The 12,793-nt window shown below is 71.5% G+C and carries 13 protein-coding genes and 1 other RNA gene; 4 read left to right on the top strand and 10 right to left on the bottom strand.

Annotation, left to right across the window (positions count from 1 at the left end; translation table 11 throughout):
* Window positions 1-40: 40 nt before the first annotated feature.
* Both AOM03_RS03890 and rnpB read left to right on the top strand, forming a co-directional pair.
* Entirely contained in the window at window positions 41-685 is a 645-nt protein-coding gene (locus AOM03_RS03890; RefSeq protein WP_082092078.1) for a PadR family transcriptional regulator, read from the top strand.
* An 85-nt stretch (window positions 686-770) separates the two neighbouring features.
* An RNA gene (rnpB, locus tag AOM03_RS03885) (RNase P RNA component class A) lies at window positions 771-1,137 on the top strand.
* Between the two features lie 94 nt (window positions 1,138-1,231).
* On the opposite strand, the gene AOM03_RS03880 is transcribed toward rnpB, so the two are convergent.
* The 3 genes from AOM03_RS03880 to AOM03_RS03870 form a co-directional block, all read right to left on the bottom strand.
* Entirely contained in the window at window positions 1,232-1,543 is a 312-nt protein-coding gene (locus tag AOM03_RS03880) for a hypothetical protein (RefSeq protein WP_062378466.1), read from the bottom strand.
* Window positions 1,540-1,839, bottom strand: a complete 300-nt coding sequence (locus AOM03_RS03875) for an AbrB/MazE/SpoVT family DNA-binding domain-containing protein (RefSeq protein ID WP_062378465.1) — start codon at window positions 1,837-1,839, stop codon at window positions 1,540-1,542. The genes AOM03_RS03880 and AOM03_RS03875 overlap by 4 nt, the downstream gene beginning before the upstream one ends.
* A 199-nt stretch (window positions 1,840-2,038) precedes the next feature.
* Complete coding sequence (locus tag AOM03_RS03870; protein ID WP_062378464.1) at window positions 2,039-2,725, bottom strand: TetR/AcrR family transcriptional regulator C-terminal domain-containing protein; 687 nt, start codon at window positions 2,723-2,725, stop codon at window positions 2,039-2,041.
* A gap of 66 nt (window positions 2,726-2,791) precedes the next feature.
* On the opposite strand from AOM03_RS03870, the gene AOM03_RS03865 reads away from it, so the two are divergent.
* The gene (locus AOM03_RS03865; protein ID WP_062378463.1) at window positions 2,792-3,748 is read left to right on the top strand and encodes a carotenoid biosynthesis protein; all 957 of its coding nucleotides are present in this window, start codon (window positions 2,792-2,794) and stop codon (window positions 3,746-3,748) included.
* A gap of 83 nt (window positions 3,749-3,831) precedes the next feature.
* Here AOM03_RS03865 and AOM03_RS03860 read toward each other — a convergent pair whose 3' ends face one another.
* From AOM03_RS03860 to AOM03_RS03840, 5 genes are all read right to left on the bottom strand, one after another.
* Window positions 3,832-5,373, bottom strand: coding sequence for an acyl-CoA synthetase (locus AOM03_RS03860; RefSeq protein ID WP_062378462.1), 1,542 nt, complete (start codon window positions 5,371-5,373; stop codon window positions 3,832-3,834).
* Between the two features lie 61 nt (window positions 5,374-5,434).
* Window positions 5,435-5,899 carry a MaoC family dehydratase gene (locus tag AOM03_RS03855; protein ID WP_062378461.1) on the bottom strand — a complete coding sequence of 155 codons (465 nt, stop codon included), beginning with the start codon at window positions 5,897-5,899 and terminating at the stop codon, window positions 5,435-5,437.
* A gap of 26 nt (window positions 5,900-5,925) precedes the next feature.
* A complete protein-coding gene (locus AOM03_RS03850; RefSeq protein ID WP_062378460.1) occupies window positions 5,926-6,873 on the bottom strand; it encodes an SDR family oxidoreductase in 948 nt (315 codons plus the stop codon).
* A gap of 85 nt (window positions 6,874-6,958) precedes the next feature.
* Entirely contained in the window at window positions 6,959-8,149 is a 1,191-nt protein-coding gene (locus tag AOM03_RS03845) for an acyl-CoA dehydrogenase family protein (RefSeq protein ID WP_062378459.1), read from the bottom strand.
* 1 nt (window position 8,150) lies between these two features.
* Window positions 8,151-9,035 carry an amidohydrolase family protein gene (locus tag AOM03_RS03840; protein WP_062378458.1) on the bottom strand — a complete coding sequence of 295 codons (885 nt, stop codon included), beginning with the start codon at window positions 9,033-9,035 and terminating at the stop codon, window positions 8,151-8,153.
* Window positions 9,036-9,132: 97 nt separating this feature from the next.
* On the opposite strand from AOM03_RS03840, the gene AOM03_RS03835 reads away from it, so the two are divergent.
* Complete coding sequence (locus tag AOM03_RS03835; protein WP_062378456.1) at window positions 9,133-9,579, top strand: MarR family winged helix-turn-helix transcriptional regulator; 447 nt, start codon at window positions 9,133-9,135, stop codon at window positions 9,577-9,579.
* Between the two features lie 26 nt (window positions 9,580-9,605).
* Here AOM03_RS03835 and AOM03_RS03830 read toward each other — a convergent pair whose 3' ends face one another.
* Together AOM03_RS03830 and AOM03_RS03825 are read right to left on the bottom strand one after the other, a co-directional pair.
* Complete coding sequence (locus tag AOM03_RS03830) at window positions 9,606-11,282, bottom strand: MFS transporter (protein ID WP_227589875.1); 1,677 nt, start codon at window positions 11,280-11,282, stop codon at window positions 9,606-9,608.
* A gap of 160 nt (window positions 11,283-11,442) precedes the next feature.
* A complete protein-coding gene (locus tag AOM03_RS03825; RefSeq protein WP_062378454.1) occupies window positions 11,443-12,699 on the bottom strand; it encodes a flavin-containing monooxygenase in 1,257 nt (418 codons plus the stop codon).
* Between the last annotated feature and the right edge of the window lie 94 nt (window positions 12,700-12,793).

Genomic DNA, 12,793 nt, shown 5'->3' with positions numbered 1-12,793 from the left:
ATATCGTGTGCGTGTCGACGAATATCGAAGGGAGTTCGACATGACGAACATCGACACGAACAACTGGTCCAGCGGCGAGTGGGGCGGCACCGACCGATCCCACGGCAGGCATCACCGGGGCCGTCACGGTCACGGCGACGAGCACGGCTTCGGTCCGGGGTTCGGCCCCGGACCCGGAGGCTTCGGCCCGGGCGGAGGCTTCGGCCCCGGACCTCGCGGCCGCGGTCGCGGGGGACGAGGGGGGCGGGCGCGCGGCGACGTGCGCGCCGCGATCCTGGTCCTGCTGGCCGAGCAGCCGCGCCACGGCTACGACCTGATCCGCGCGATCGAGGAGCGCACCTCCGGCGCCTGGTCGCCCAGCCCCGGCTCCATCTACCCGGCGCTGCAGGCGCTCGAGGACGAGGGCCTGGTCGCGATCGACCAGGTGGACGGCCGCAAGGTCGCCTCGCTCACGGACGCCGGCCGCACCTGGGTCCAGGACAACGCGCCGGACGCCGATGCGCTGTTCGCCGGCCCCCGCGCCGACGACGGCTCGGCCCGGGTGCGCGAGGAGATGATGCAGCTGCGCGACGCGGCCATCCACGTGACGCGCCAGTCGCGTTCCGAGGAGGACGCCCAGAAGGTGGCCCAGATCCTGGCGGGAGCCCGCAGGGACCTCTACCGGCTGCTGACCGACGAGGGCTGACAGGCCCGACTCGACCCGAGGGACGGTGCGGGGCTCGACGAGAGTCGACCCCTGCATCGTCCCTTCGCTATCCTTGCCGGGCGGATGAGTTGGCCAGGCGGCCGCGTGATCTTCGGATCCCGAGGAACGTCCGGGCTCCACAGAGCAGGGTGATGGCTAACGGCCACCCGGGGTGACCCGCGGGACAGTGCCACAGAGAGAAGACCGCCACGTCGCCTCGGCGGCGGGGTAAGGGTGAAAGGGTGAGGTAAGAGCTCACCGCGCGACTGGTGACAGGAGCGGCAAGGTAAACCCCACCCGGAGCAAGACCAGACAGAGTGCGTACGAGGGCTGCTCGCCCGAGTACTCGGGTAGGTTGCTCGAGCCCTGGAGCAATCCAGGGCCTAGATGGATGGCCGCCCCTCGCGCCTCGGCGTGAGAGACAGAACCCGGCGTATCGGCCAGCTCATCCGCCTCTGAGTGTCCTCGGCTGGAATCCGGTGAATGGCGGCCTGCCGCTTGCCGCCCCATTCTCTCGCCATGAGCCGAGCCTCGTGGCGGTCAGGCTCAAGGATCCCTGAAGACGGCATGGTCGCCGACCCGGCGCCACCGTATGCGCAACTCGCCGCCTACCGTGAGCAGCTCGAAGGTGGCGCGCCCGTCTGGCGAGGAGAACGACCACGTCATCTCGAGGACGCCCGGTGCCGAGCGCACGGACTTCACGCGAAGAGACGCTGGCCACGACGTTGCGGGGTCTGCCGCGAAGGCGTCGCACGCGGGGACAAACTTGTCCCGGAGCACCTTGCGGAACTCGACCAGGTGCTCCGGCTTGAGCCGTCGCACGTCAGCATCGAAGGCCGGTGTGGTCTCGAACTTCACAAGCGATCGAGGTGGGCGAGGAAGTCGTCGCCATCCGAGTGGACGGTGACGCGGCCGGCCGCCACATGATCGTCGACCTCCCGCTCGCGCTCCTGCCAGCGCTCGGTCCAGAACCAGGCCTGCGCGGCATCCACCGGCAGTGCCGGGCGCAACTCGATCACGCCGTCGGAGCGCTCGGTGACCTCCACCTGGGCACCCGGCTCGTCCAGATGGAGCCGGCGACGCAGATCGGTGGGCAGCGCGATCAATCCGCGGCGCTGGACGCCGACGTAGCCGTGGAACGATGCGGAGGACATGCCCTCAGTATCCCAGCAACGCGGCAGGGCTGCAATACAGCCGAACCCCTCGCTGCGCACGGTAGGCGCGGTGGACCGCCCGGATGGCTTCCTGTGCGGCGGCGTTGCCCCGCGCATCGGCGAGCCCGTCCGCCCCCTCGGGCGGCAGGGCCGAGCGCCCTCGCGCAGGATTCCTCTCCCGCACCTGACCGTGCACTGGTCAGTCCGCAGCCCCTGCCCGGCTCGCCTCCAGCCCGGCGATGATGACCTCGAGCGCGAAGTCCAGCTGCTCCCGAGGTGTCCAGCTCTCCTCGAATACGCGCACGAAGGTGGGGAAGCGGCGCGCGGCGGCCGCGCTCACCGAAGCCAGCTCCTCGTCGCGCGGGCGGCCGTGCCCGGGCTCGGTCTCGAGCGTGTACCGCGCGGCCGCGTAGACGACCTCGGACAGCAGAGCGAGCGCGCGGCCGGCCGCCGCATCGGAGAATCCCGCACGGGTGAGTGCCACGAGGAGCTGCTCCGACGGTCCCAGGAACCCGGTGCGCGGCGCGCGGGTGATCGCGAGCGCGGCCGGGCCGCACGCGACGAGCGCGTCGAGCATGCCCTCCGATGCGACCTTGATTGCCCGCCTCCAGTCGTCCACGGGCACCTCGAGCGGCGCGAGCCGTTCCTCGAGCTCGCTCTCGATCACGAGCGCGACCAGCTCGTCGCGGCCGCCCACGTGGTAGGCGACGGCGTTGCGCGCGACGCCCAGCGCGTCCGCGACCGCGGTCACCGACATCTGTGCTCGGTCGAGCCCGCGCGCCGCGGCGACGATGCTGTCGCGGCTGAGTTTGGGGGGTCGGCCGATCCGGGCGCGGGCGGGCTGGGCGGTTCGGCCGGACTCGGTCGAGCCGTCTGTGATCGTCACGACGCCATGGTAACTTTTTGCCGTCCGACAGAAACTCCCGCTCATCGATCAGATCAAGGACGGCTCATGATCTTCGGCACGCCCGTGTCCTGGTTCCTCTACGAGATGCTCTCCCTCGTGGTGTTCGTCGCGTGTCTCATTCACGCGACCGCGCGCCCCGCGGCGACGCGCCATGTCCTCACCCTGCTCGGCTTCGTCATCTTCGCCGCGACGTTCGAGAACGTCGGCGTGTGGCAGAACATCTACGACTACAGCGCCGAACGCATCATGATGATCGGCAAGGTGCCGCTCAGCATCCTGCTCGTCGAAGCGGTCGGCGTGTACTGCGCGCTGTGGCTCGCCGAGCACCTGCGCCTGCCGTGGTGGGTGGCGCCGTTCCTCGCCGGGCTCTGGGGATCGATCCAGGACATGACGATCGACCCCGCCAACGTCTTCGACGTCCACACCATCGACGGCGTCGCGTCGGGGCAGTGGAACTGGACCATGACCTACGAGGGCGGCTTCTTCGGCATCCCGGTGTTCAACTTCTCGGGATGGTTCACGATGATCCTCTACTACTGCTTCGCGGTGGCGCTGGTCCAGCGTCTCGCCGAGCGCAAGAACATCGGATGGCTGCGCACGAGCGGGCCGCTGGTCGCGATCGTCCCGTCCCTCATCGTGCTCGTGTCGCCCATCAACCTGTTCCTGCTCTACGCGTGGCCGCTGGCCCCGCAGGGCACGCTCGTCGCGGAGAGCGTCATGCTGGTGCTCAACCTGAGCGTCGCGACCTTCCTGGTGCTCCGGTACGCGAAGCTCGACCGCCCGCTGGACCTGCGTCGCGACGGGATCATCTTCGCCGTGCCGGTGGTGCTCCACGCGTGGGACATCGGGCTCGCGTTCGCCGCGCAGATCGAGATCGCGTACGTTCCCAGCGTGCTGTTCACCGCCATCCACGTCGCCGCGCTCGCGGTCGTGGTCCGCGCGGGTCGCCGACGCCATGCGGGGCTGCCGACGGCCGAGGCGCAGCCGCTCCTGGTGCGCTGACCCCGCCCGGGGGCGGGGCCGGGCGGCTGGCTCGGGAGGCGGAGTCAGCGCGCTGACTCGGCAGGCGAGCTCAGCCGCCGGACTCAGCGCGCGGGATCCGGCAGCGCCGGGAACTGCCGCCGCAGGTCCACCTTGCGGACCTTGCCGCTCGCGGTGCGGGGCAGGTCCTCGACGATCACCACGGCCTTGGGCTGCTTGTAGCGGGCGAGCCGACCCTTGAGATGCGCGAGTACCTCGTCGGCCGTCACCGTCGCACCCTCGTGGAGGGCGATGACGGCGAGCGGAACCTCGCCCCAGCGGTCGTCGGGCACCCCGATCACCGCGGTCGCGCGGATCCCCGCGTTCTCCATGATCAGCTGCTCGATCTCGGCGGGGTACACGTTCTCGCCGCCGGAGATGATCATGTCCTTGAGCCGGTCGGTCACGGTGAGGTAGCCGTCCTCGTCGAGCCAGCCGACGTCCCCGGACCGCAGCCACGCGCCGTCATGCGCCTCCGCGCTCGCCTCGGGGCGACGCCAATAGTCGCGGATCACGTTGGGGCCGGAGATCTGGATCTCGCCCTGCTCGCCGGGGGCCAGCACCTCACCCTCGGGGCCCACGATGCGCACATCCGTGAAGAAGTGCGACAGTCCCGCGGTGCCCACGTGTTCGCTCGCCTTTCGCACCGGCAGCGACGTGGCGCCGGGGGAGGACTCGGTGAGTCCGTACCCGCTCGAGAACGCCAACCCGCGCGCCTCGTAGGCCTCGATCACCCGCAGCGGCATCGCCGAGCCGCCGCACGTGAGCTTGCGGATGCTCGACAGGTCGGTGGTGTCCCAGGCGGGATGCTCCGACAGGAACTGGAAGGTGGTGGGCACCCCCGAGAGGCTGGTGACGCCGTGCTCCTCGATCGCGGCGAGCACCGCGCCGGGCTCGACCTTCTCCTGCAGCACCACCGCGCCGCCCTTGAGCAGGGCCGGCAGCGCCCCCATCGACAGCGAGGCGACGTGGAACATGGGCGACATCATGAGCGAGACGTCCGTCGAGGTGACGTCGTAGTCGACGATCGCGTTGAACACGTTCCAGGTGAGGTTGCCGTGGGTGAGGACCGCGCCCTTGGGTCGGCCGGTGGTTCCGGACGTGTAGAGGATCATCGCCGGATCCTCGAGCGAGACCTCCTCGTCGCGCAGCGCGGGACTGGCCGCCTCGACCACCTCGTCGAAGGACTCGACCGCGGGCAGCTCCGCGGGCCCGCCGACCACCAGGCGCTTGCGGATCCCGCTGGACCAGGCTGCGGCGCGCGCGAGGTCCCGCGTCGAGTGGTGCGTGACCAGGAACACGGCCCCGGAGTCCTCGATCATGTACTCGAGCTCGCGCGGCGCGAGCCGGGTGTTGAGCGGCACGAAGATCGCGCCCAGCGTGCCGCACGCGAAGAACGTGGTGAGGAAGTCGGCGTGGTTGTTGCCCAGGTAGACCAGGCGGTCACGCTTGGCGAGTCCGCGGTCGGCGAGCGCGTTGGCCAGCCGTGCGATCCTGTCCGCGAACTCCTCGTACCGGTAGGTGCGGTCCTCGCCGATGAGGGCGAGGTCGCCGGCGGACTTGATGCGGCGGCGGGCGATCCAGTCGCCCAGTCCTTGATTCCTCATGAGTGCCTCGTTGCAGCGTGAGAAGGGTGGCTCCGGCGCGCGGCCGGGTGGGCTGGTGCCGTCAGGCGTAGAAGCGGTACAGCCCGCGCGCGACCACCGCCGGCTTGGTGCCGCCCTCGACCTCGATGGTCTGGTCGACGGTGAGCTGGTAGCCGCCGCGCACCTCGGTGACCTCGGCGATGACGGCGTTCATGCGGGCGCGGGCGCCCACGGCGACGGGGGACACGAAGCGGACCTTGTCGAGCCCGTAGTTGACCTTGGTGGTCACGCCCTCGACGTCGAGCAGCTCCGTCCAGAACCGGGTCGCGAGCGACAGCGACAGGAAGCCGTGGGCGATGGGTCCGCCGAAAGGGCTCTCCGCGGTCGCGCGCTCGGGGTCGGTGTGGATCCACTGGTGGTCGTCGGTCGCGTCCGCGAACAGGTTCACCCGCTCCTGGGTGACCTCGAGCCAGGAGGACCATCCCAGGTCCTGGCCGGCGAGCGAGGGGATGTCGGTGTACTTCACGATGGTGGTGGTGGCGGTCATGGGGACTCCTTGGGGACGATGCGGCGTCAGGCCACGGGTTGGGTGCGGACCAGGTCTTCGGGCAGGGCGGGGAACTTCTCGCCGACGCTCTGGCGGGCGTCGCCGATCAGGGTCGGGAAGTCCTCGGCGAGCGCCTGGGGTGTCCAGCCGCCCTCGCGGTAGGCCGTGACGACGGCCTCCGGGTGCGACCAGAGCTGGAGGCGGTCGCCGCCGATGCCCACGGCCTGGCCGCTGAACCCGGCCGCGGCGTCGGAGGCGAGGTAGGCGACCAGCGGCGCGACGTCGTCGGAGGTGCCGAAGCCCAGGTCGTGGCGGAAGAACGGCGGCATCGGCTCGCCCGCCGCATCGGCCTCCACGGCCGCGGCGAAGTACGGCACGGTGGCGGTCATCGCGGTTGCGGCGATGGGGATGACCGCGTTCGCGGTGATCCCCGCGCGCTTGAGCTCGAGCGCCCACGTGCGGACCATGCCCACGATGCCGGCCTTCGCGGCGGCGTAGTTGGTCTGGCCGAAGTTGCCGCGCTGTCCGGTGGGCGAGCCGATGCAGATGATGCGGCCGGCGACCTCGTGCTCGCGCATCCACGTCGCGGCGGCGCGCACGCACGTGAAGGTGCCGCGCAGGTGCACCGAGATGACGGTGTCGAAGTCGTCGTCGGTCATCTTCCAGAGCACGGTGTCGCGCAGCACGCCCGCGTTGGTCACCAGGATGTCGAGCCCGCCGAACGTGTCGACGGCCGCGGCGACGAGCGCATCGGCCGTGGCGGTGGGGCCCACGGGGGCGACCACGGCGGTGGCGCGGCCACCGAGGGCCTCGATCGACGCGACCGCGTCCGCGGCGGTGGCCTCGTCGACGTCGTTGATCACCACGGCGGCGCCCTGGCGGGCGAGCTCCTGCGCGTAGGCGAGTCCCAGTCCGCGGCCGGAGCCGGTGACGATGGCGGTCTTGCCCGCGAGGGGCGTGGCGTGGGTGGTCATCCGTGAACTCCTTTGTCCGTGGCGCCAGTCAAGCACCTTTAGTTGAGAACGTCAATGATTGTTGCGGTCAACTTCTGGGGGTCGTCTACACGAAGGCCGAGGCGCCGGTGAGGGCTCGCCCCACCACCAGCGCGTTGATCTCGTGGGTGCCCTCGTACGAATAGACGGCCTCCGCATCGGCGAAGAAGCGGGCGACGTGGTTCTCGAGCAGGATCCCGTTCCCGCCCAGCACCTCCCGACCCAGCGCGACGGTCTCGCGGGCCAGGAGGGAGGTCTGCATCTTCGCTAGGGCCGAGGCTGCATCGTCCCAGGTCCCCGCGTCCTGGCGGGCCGAGAGCTGCGCCACCATCCCCAGCGACGCCGTGAGATTGCCCAGCATGCGCGCGAGCTTCTCCTGGACCAGCTGGAAGCCCGCGATCGGGCGGCCGAACTGCTCGCGCTCGGCCACGTAGCGCAGGGCCGCGTCGAGGGCGCCGGCCTGCAGGCCGGTCGCGATCCAGGCGACGTCCGAGCGCATCGCGCCCAGCATCCGTGCGACGTCCCGCCACCCATTCACGCCCTGAAGGCGGTCGGCCTCGGTCACGCGCACGCGGTCGAGGAGGATGTCCGCGTTCTGCATGGGCCGCAGGGCGATCTTGCCGGTCATGGGGGTGAGGGTCACGCCCGGCGCGGTCCGGGGCACCAGGAAGGCCTTGACCTGCCCGTCGGCCTCGTCGCGCGCGAACACGGCCAGCACGTCCGCCGCGGCCGCCCCGCCGATCCACCGCTTCGCGCCGGTGAGCGTCCATGCGTCGCCGTCGCGCGTGGCGCGCGTGGCCATGCCGCCCGCGATGTCCGAGCCGTGGTCGGGCTCGGTGAGCGCGAAGACGCCGCGCAGCGTGAAGGCGGCGATGCGCGGGTCGAGGCGTGCCGCCTGCGCGGGCGAGCCGCCCAGTCGCACCGCCGTGCGGAACAGCCCCGACTGCGCGTTGTACAGCGTCGCGACCGAGACGTCCGTGCGGGCGAGCACGTAGTTGCGGAAGCCGGCGAACATCGACGAGCCCGCCTCCGCCGGGTCGACGCCGGCGGGGTGCATCAGGTCGAGCGGCACGAGCGCGTCGAGGATCGCGTCGGGCATGGTCCCGGTGTCCCATGCCTGGGCGAGGAGCGGGCGGACCTCCTGGTGGAGCGTGCGCTCGAGCCGTTCGAGCGCCGCGCGCGCGGCGGGGCTCAGGTGGGTCGCGGCGAAGCCGTAGGGGTCGGTCGCGAGGCCGGCCGAGACGGCCGCGGCGGTCACGTCAGCTCCCCAGGCCCAGGAGGCGGACCGCGTTGTCCTTGAGGATGCCGGGCAGCACCTCCGGCTTCAGCGCCGTCTGCTCGACGTCCCGGCGCCAGCGGTCCGGGGTGAGCATGGGGAAGTCCGAGCCGAACAGCACCCGCCGCTTGAGGATCGAGTTCGCGTTCCTCACCAGCTGCTCCGGGAAGTACTTGGGGCTCCAGCCCGACAGGTCGATCCACGTGTTGTGCTTGTGGGTCGCGACCGAGATCGCCTCGTCCTGCCACGGGACGCTGGGGTGCGCCATCACGATCTGCAGGGTGGGGAAGTCCGCGGCCACGCCGTCGAGCAGCATCGGGTTCGAGTAGGCGAGTCGCAGGCCCCTGCCGCCGGGCATCCCCGCGCCGATGCCCGTCTGCCCCGTGTGGACCAGCGCCACCACACCCGCGTCCTCCATGGCCGCGTACAGCGGATACCAGCGTTCGTCGCTCGGATCGAAGGCCTGCACGGTGGGGTGGAACTTGAAGCCGCGCACCCCGTGATCCTCGACCAGGCGGCGCATGCGGTCGAGCGCGTCCTCCCGGTGGGGGTCCACCGAGCCGAACGGGACGAGCACGTCGGGGTGGCGGGCGGCGCCGGCGGCGATCTCGGCGCTGTCGACGGGCGCGTGGCCCAGCGAGGTCTCCGCGTCGACGGTGAAGACCACGGCGGCGGTGCGGCGCTCGCGGTAGTAGTCGGCGACGGCGTCGAGGCCCAGGCCGGAGGCGTCGACCGCGAAGTACTTCGACGCCGCCGCGACCAGGTCGGGCGGCAGCGACGCGTGGCCGTGCGCGCCGGCCTCGATGTGGACGTGGACGTCGATCGCGTCGAGCGCGGTCACGTCGATCGCCGGTTCATAGCGGGTCATCGTCGACTCCTGCAGGTAAGGCGGCCTGGACAAGTCATTGCTATTCTCTATAGTTGAGATTGTCAAGTTGTGGCGCCGATGCGGGAGGGAGGTCCGGATGGAGGGGACGAGTGCCGCCGAGGGCGGCCGACTGGGCGACGACCTGAGCTTCCTGATCGCGCGGGCGAACGCGCTGTCGATCTCCGCCGCCAACGCCGTCCTCAAGCCGCTCGACCTCAACGTGCGGTCCTACGCGCTGCTCGCCCTGGTGGCGGGGGAGGACCCCGCGCCCACGCAGCGCGAGATCGCCGCCTTCCTGCGCCTGGACCCCAGCCAGGTGGTGGGCCTGGTGGATGCGCTCGAAGGCCGGGGGCTCATCGAGCGGCTCCCGGACCCGCGCGACCGCCGCGCGCGTACCGTCACCGCCACGGCAGCGGGGCGCACCCTCGCGGGCGAGGCGCGCGCCGCGGCGCTCGAGGCCGAGCGCACCCTCCACCCCACGCTCACGCCGTCCGAGCGCGAGACCCTGATCGCCCTGCTGCGCCGCGTCGCCTTCGCCGACTGAGGCGACACCTCGACCCGGCGGCGGCGCTACGCCTGCCGCTCGGGCGCGGGAGGCGGGTCCTGCTCGGGAGCGTACTGCGCGTAGCGCTGCGGCAACCCGCGCAGGTAGGCCAGCGCGGCGACCGCGAACAGCGCGATGCCGGCCAGCGCGCCGCGCAGCGCGTTGAGCTGGGCCTCGCTGTACGACTCGACGATCAGCGACACCTCGGTCTCGCTCAGACCGGCGGCGGAGGTCGCGCTCCGTACGTCCTCCGCGGAGAGGAAGTTGGCGTTCTCGGCCACCGCCTGGCTCGCTGCGACACGGAGGTCCGCGGACAGGCCCTCCTGGGCCCCGATGACCTCGGAGAAGCGCGACGCCAGCACCCCGATGAGGACCGACCCGATGACCGCGGTGCCGAGCGATGCCCCCAGGTTCTGCGCGGTGCCCTGCAGGCCCCCGGCCTCGCCTCCGCGCCCGGGCGGTGCCGAGGACATGATGACGTTGCCCAGTTGCGACGCCAGCAGTCCCAGGCCGGCGCCGATGAGCGCCAGCCCCACTCCGAAGCCCGCGTTGTCCAGGGCCGGGCGCACGAACGCCAGGGCCACGACCTCGCCCGCGAGCATCGAGAACACTCCCAGCCCGACGATCTGCCGGGGCCGGAGCCTGGTGGACAGCGAGGCGCCTACGAGGGCGCAGACGAACAGGGCGATCGACAAGGGGAGGATGGTGATGCCGGTCCGCAGCGCGTCGAAGCCGAGCACCGACTGCAGGTACAGCGGCAGCACGAAGAAGGTGGCGAGCGTGATGAACTGCTGCGCCGCGAGCATGATGAGGCCCGCGCGCAGCGGGAGGATCTTCAGCAGCGAGAGGTCGACCAGGGGTTCCCTGCCTGCGGCCTTGACCTTCTCCTCATAGCGATGGAGCCACACCAGCAGGAATCCGCTGAGCACGAGCAGCCAGATCGTGGGGGACAGTCCGAGCGGGGCGATCTCCCGGCCGCCGATCTGGGGCAGTTGCGTCCCGGGCAGCACCCATCCCCACTGGCTCGACCGGAGGACGGCGAAGACGCCGATTCCCAGGCCGGCGACGGACAGCGCCACGCCGCCGACGTCCAGATGCGACTTGCGCGCCGCCGTGGCGGGAATGAGCCGCAGGAAGAGCGTGATGATGATGACGAGCACGGTCTCGCCGGCGAACACCACCCTCCAGCTCGCCACTGTCGTGACCCAGCCGCCGATGAGCGGCCCCACCGCCGCCGAGGCGCCGGCCACCGCGCCCAGGACGCCGTAGGCCATCACGCGCTGCCTGCCGTCGTAGGTGCGGATGATCAGCGCGGCGATCGCGGGGATCACCAGGGCCGCGCCCATTCCTTCGAGGAGTGACCAGCCGACCAGCAGCACGGGAAGCGACGGTGCGACCGCCGTGGTCAGCGATCCCGCGCCGTAGACCAGCAGGCCGATCGCGAAGGCCCGCTTCGCGCCCCAGCGGTCGCTCAGCTTGCCGCCGAGGAGCATGAGGGAGGCCATGACGAGCGTGTAGATCGTGATCGCGCCCTGGAGGCCCAGCACGGTGGTGTTCAGGTCCGCGACCACCTGCGAGATGGAGACGTTCATCACCGTGGTGTCCAGCACCATGACGAACTGCGCCGCGGCGAGCATCGCGATGACGCTCATGGGTCCGCGCGTGGCGGGGGCCTCGGTTCCGGAGGGCGTCTGTGCGGTCACCGGGACTCCTTCCGCTGGCATTCACGACGCTAGCACCGCGCCCGGATCGGGGCCGGTCCGCAGACGGCTCACCACCTGAGCCACGTGGAGTCCGAGCGCCCCGGGGCGAATCAACCGCGCGCGCAGGCGGTTCGCCACGTACCGGCCACCGCGATATCGCTCAGGCCGGCAGCCCGAGACCCGTTGCCCACAGGCGGGCGTCCCGCTCGAGGCCTACGAGGGTGGACGACGTCGAGTCGTGCTGCCAGAGCCCGCCCAGAAAGGACAGCCCGGGGAGCGGTGAGATCCCGTGCTCCTGGATCGCGAAGCCCATCGCGTCCGTCGCGGGCGCGTCGATCCAGCTCAGATCCTGGCGGTAGCCGGTGGCCCACAGGACGGTCGCGATGCCGGCCGCGCCGAGATCGAGCTCGTCGACCGGCTTCGGCGTGAAGTCCGCCGTCGCCTGCGGCGCCGCGGGAGGCGCATCGATGCCAGCGGCGTCGATGAAGGCATCGAAGAGTTGCTGGACGCCGTCCTCGAAGAAGCGGTCGATCTGATCGAGCGTCGCGGCCACGTCGCCTCCCAGTCGGCACCAGTCGCCTGAACAGGCCTCCAGCCGTCCGACCAGGTGCGCGCCGTCGCGTCCGAGCGCACGCAGGTCGGGGGAATGCCCGCCCTTGTGCCCGGACAGTTGGGCGTTGCCCGCGACCCGCATGGCCGGGTCCGGCAGTTGCGCCGCGGTGGGGAGCTCGACGCCCACGCGCGGACCGTCGTCGACCAGGCGCCGCATCCAGACGAAGATGTCCTCGCCCCGATAGCGCCGAGGCGCCCGACCGGCATGGCCGATGCACAGGAAGACCTCGCGGCCGGCGTCCATGAGCTCCTCGGCGAGCTGCGTGCCGGTCTGCCCGGTGCCGACGATGAGCACGGCTCCGTCGGGGAGGTCCGACTCGCGCCGATAGTCGTGCGAGTGGAGGTGACGGATGCTCGCGGGCAGCGCCGCGGCGACCGGGGGGATGTGCGGGCGGTGGAATCCTCCGGTCGCCACCGTCACCTGGCGGGCGGTCAGCGGGCCGCGGCTGGTGTCGAGGTGCCACCCGTCGTCCGTAGGGCTCAGGCGGGAGATCGAGGTGTCGAGCGCCACCGGCGCGCCGATGCCGTCCGCGTACGTCGCCATGCGCGCGACCACCTCATCGCGCCCCATGAATCCTTCGGGGTCGCCGCCCGCGTAGGGCGCTCCCGGCAGCGAGGTGGTCCACGCCGGACCGACGAGGCGGAACGCGTCCCAGCGGTCCTGCCAGCCGCCGCCCAGGGACGCCCGTCGATCCACCACGATGTGGTCGCGGCCGGCTCGCTGCAGGTGCCAACTCGCCACGAGACCGGCCTGGCCCGCACCGATCACCACGTGATCGGTGCGGCGAGGCAGTTCGCCCGACACCCCATCCACGGTACGCGCCCGTGTCCATGCCCTCGCGGGCGTCCGCGGCACGAGCGCCCGGGGCGGTCTCGCGTCTCCGAGCGGCGCCGAAGTC

Source organism: Demequina pelophila (assembly GCF_000971175.1).
GTDB lineage: Bacteria > Actinomycetota > Actinomycetes > Actinomycetales > Demequinaceae > Demequina > Demequina pelophila.
Note: the sequence above shows the minus strand (reverse complement) of the source record. Positions and strands in the feature narration are given on the sequence as shown.

Coding starts and splice junctions, on each gene's coding strand:
- AOM03_RS03890 (WP_082092078.1), top strand. CDS start 41: ATGACGAACATCGACACGAACAACTGGTCCAGCGGCGAGTGGGGCGGC.
- AOM03_RS03875 (WP_062378465.1), bottom strand. CDS start 1,839: ATGTCCTCCGCATCGTTCCACGGCTACGTCGGCGTCCAGCGCCGCGGA.
- AOM03_RS03865 (WP_062378463.1), top strand. CDS start 2,792: ATGATCTTCGGCACGCCCGTGTCCTGGTTCCTCTACGAGATGCTCTCC.
- AOM03_RS03860 (WP_062378462.1), bottom strand. CDS start 5,373: ATGAGGAATCAAGGACTGGGCGACTGGATCGCCCGCCGCCGCATCAAG.
- AOM03_RS03855 (WP_062378461.1), bottom strand. CDS start 5,899: ATGACCGCCACCACCACCATCGTGAAGTACACCGACATCCCCTCGCTC.
- AOM03_RS03850 (WP_062378460.1), bottom strand. CDS start 6,873: ATGACCACCCACGCCACGCCCCTCGCGGGCAAGACCGCCATCGTCACC.
- AOM03_RS03840 (WP_062378458.1), bottom strand. CDS start 9,035: ATGACCCGCTATGAACCGGCGATCGACGTGACCGCGCTCGACGCGATC.
- AOM03_RS03835 (WP_062378456.1), top strand. CDS start 9,133: ATGGAGGGGACGAGTGCCGCCGAGGGCGGCCGACTGGGCGACGACCTG.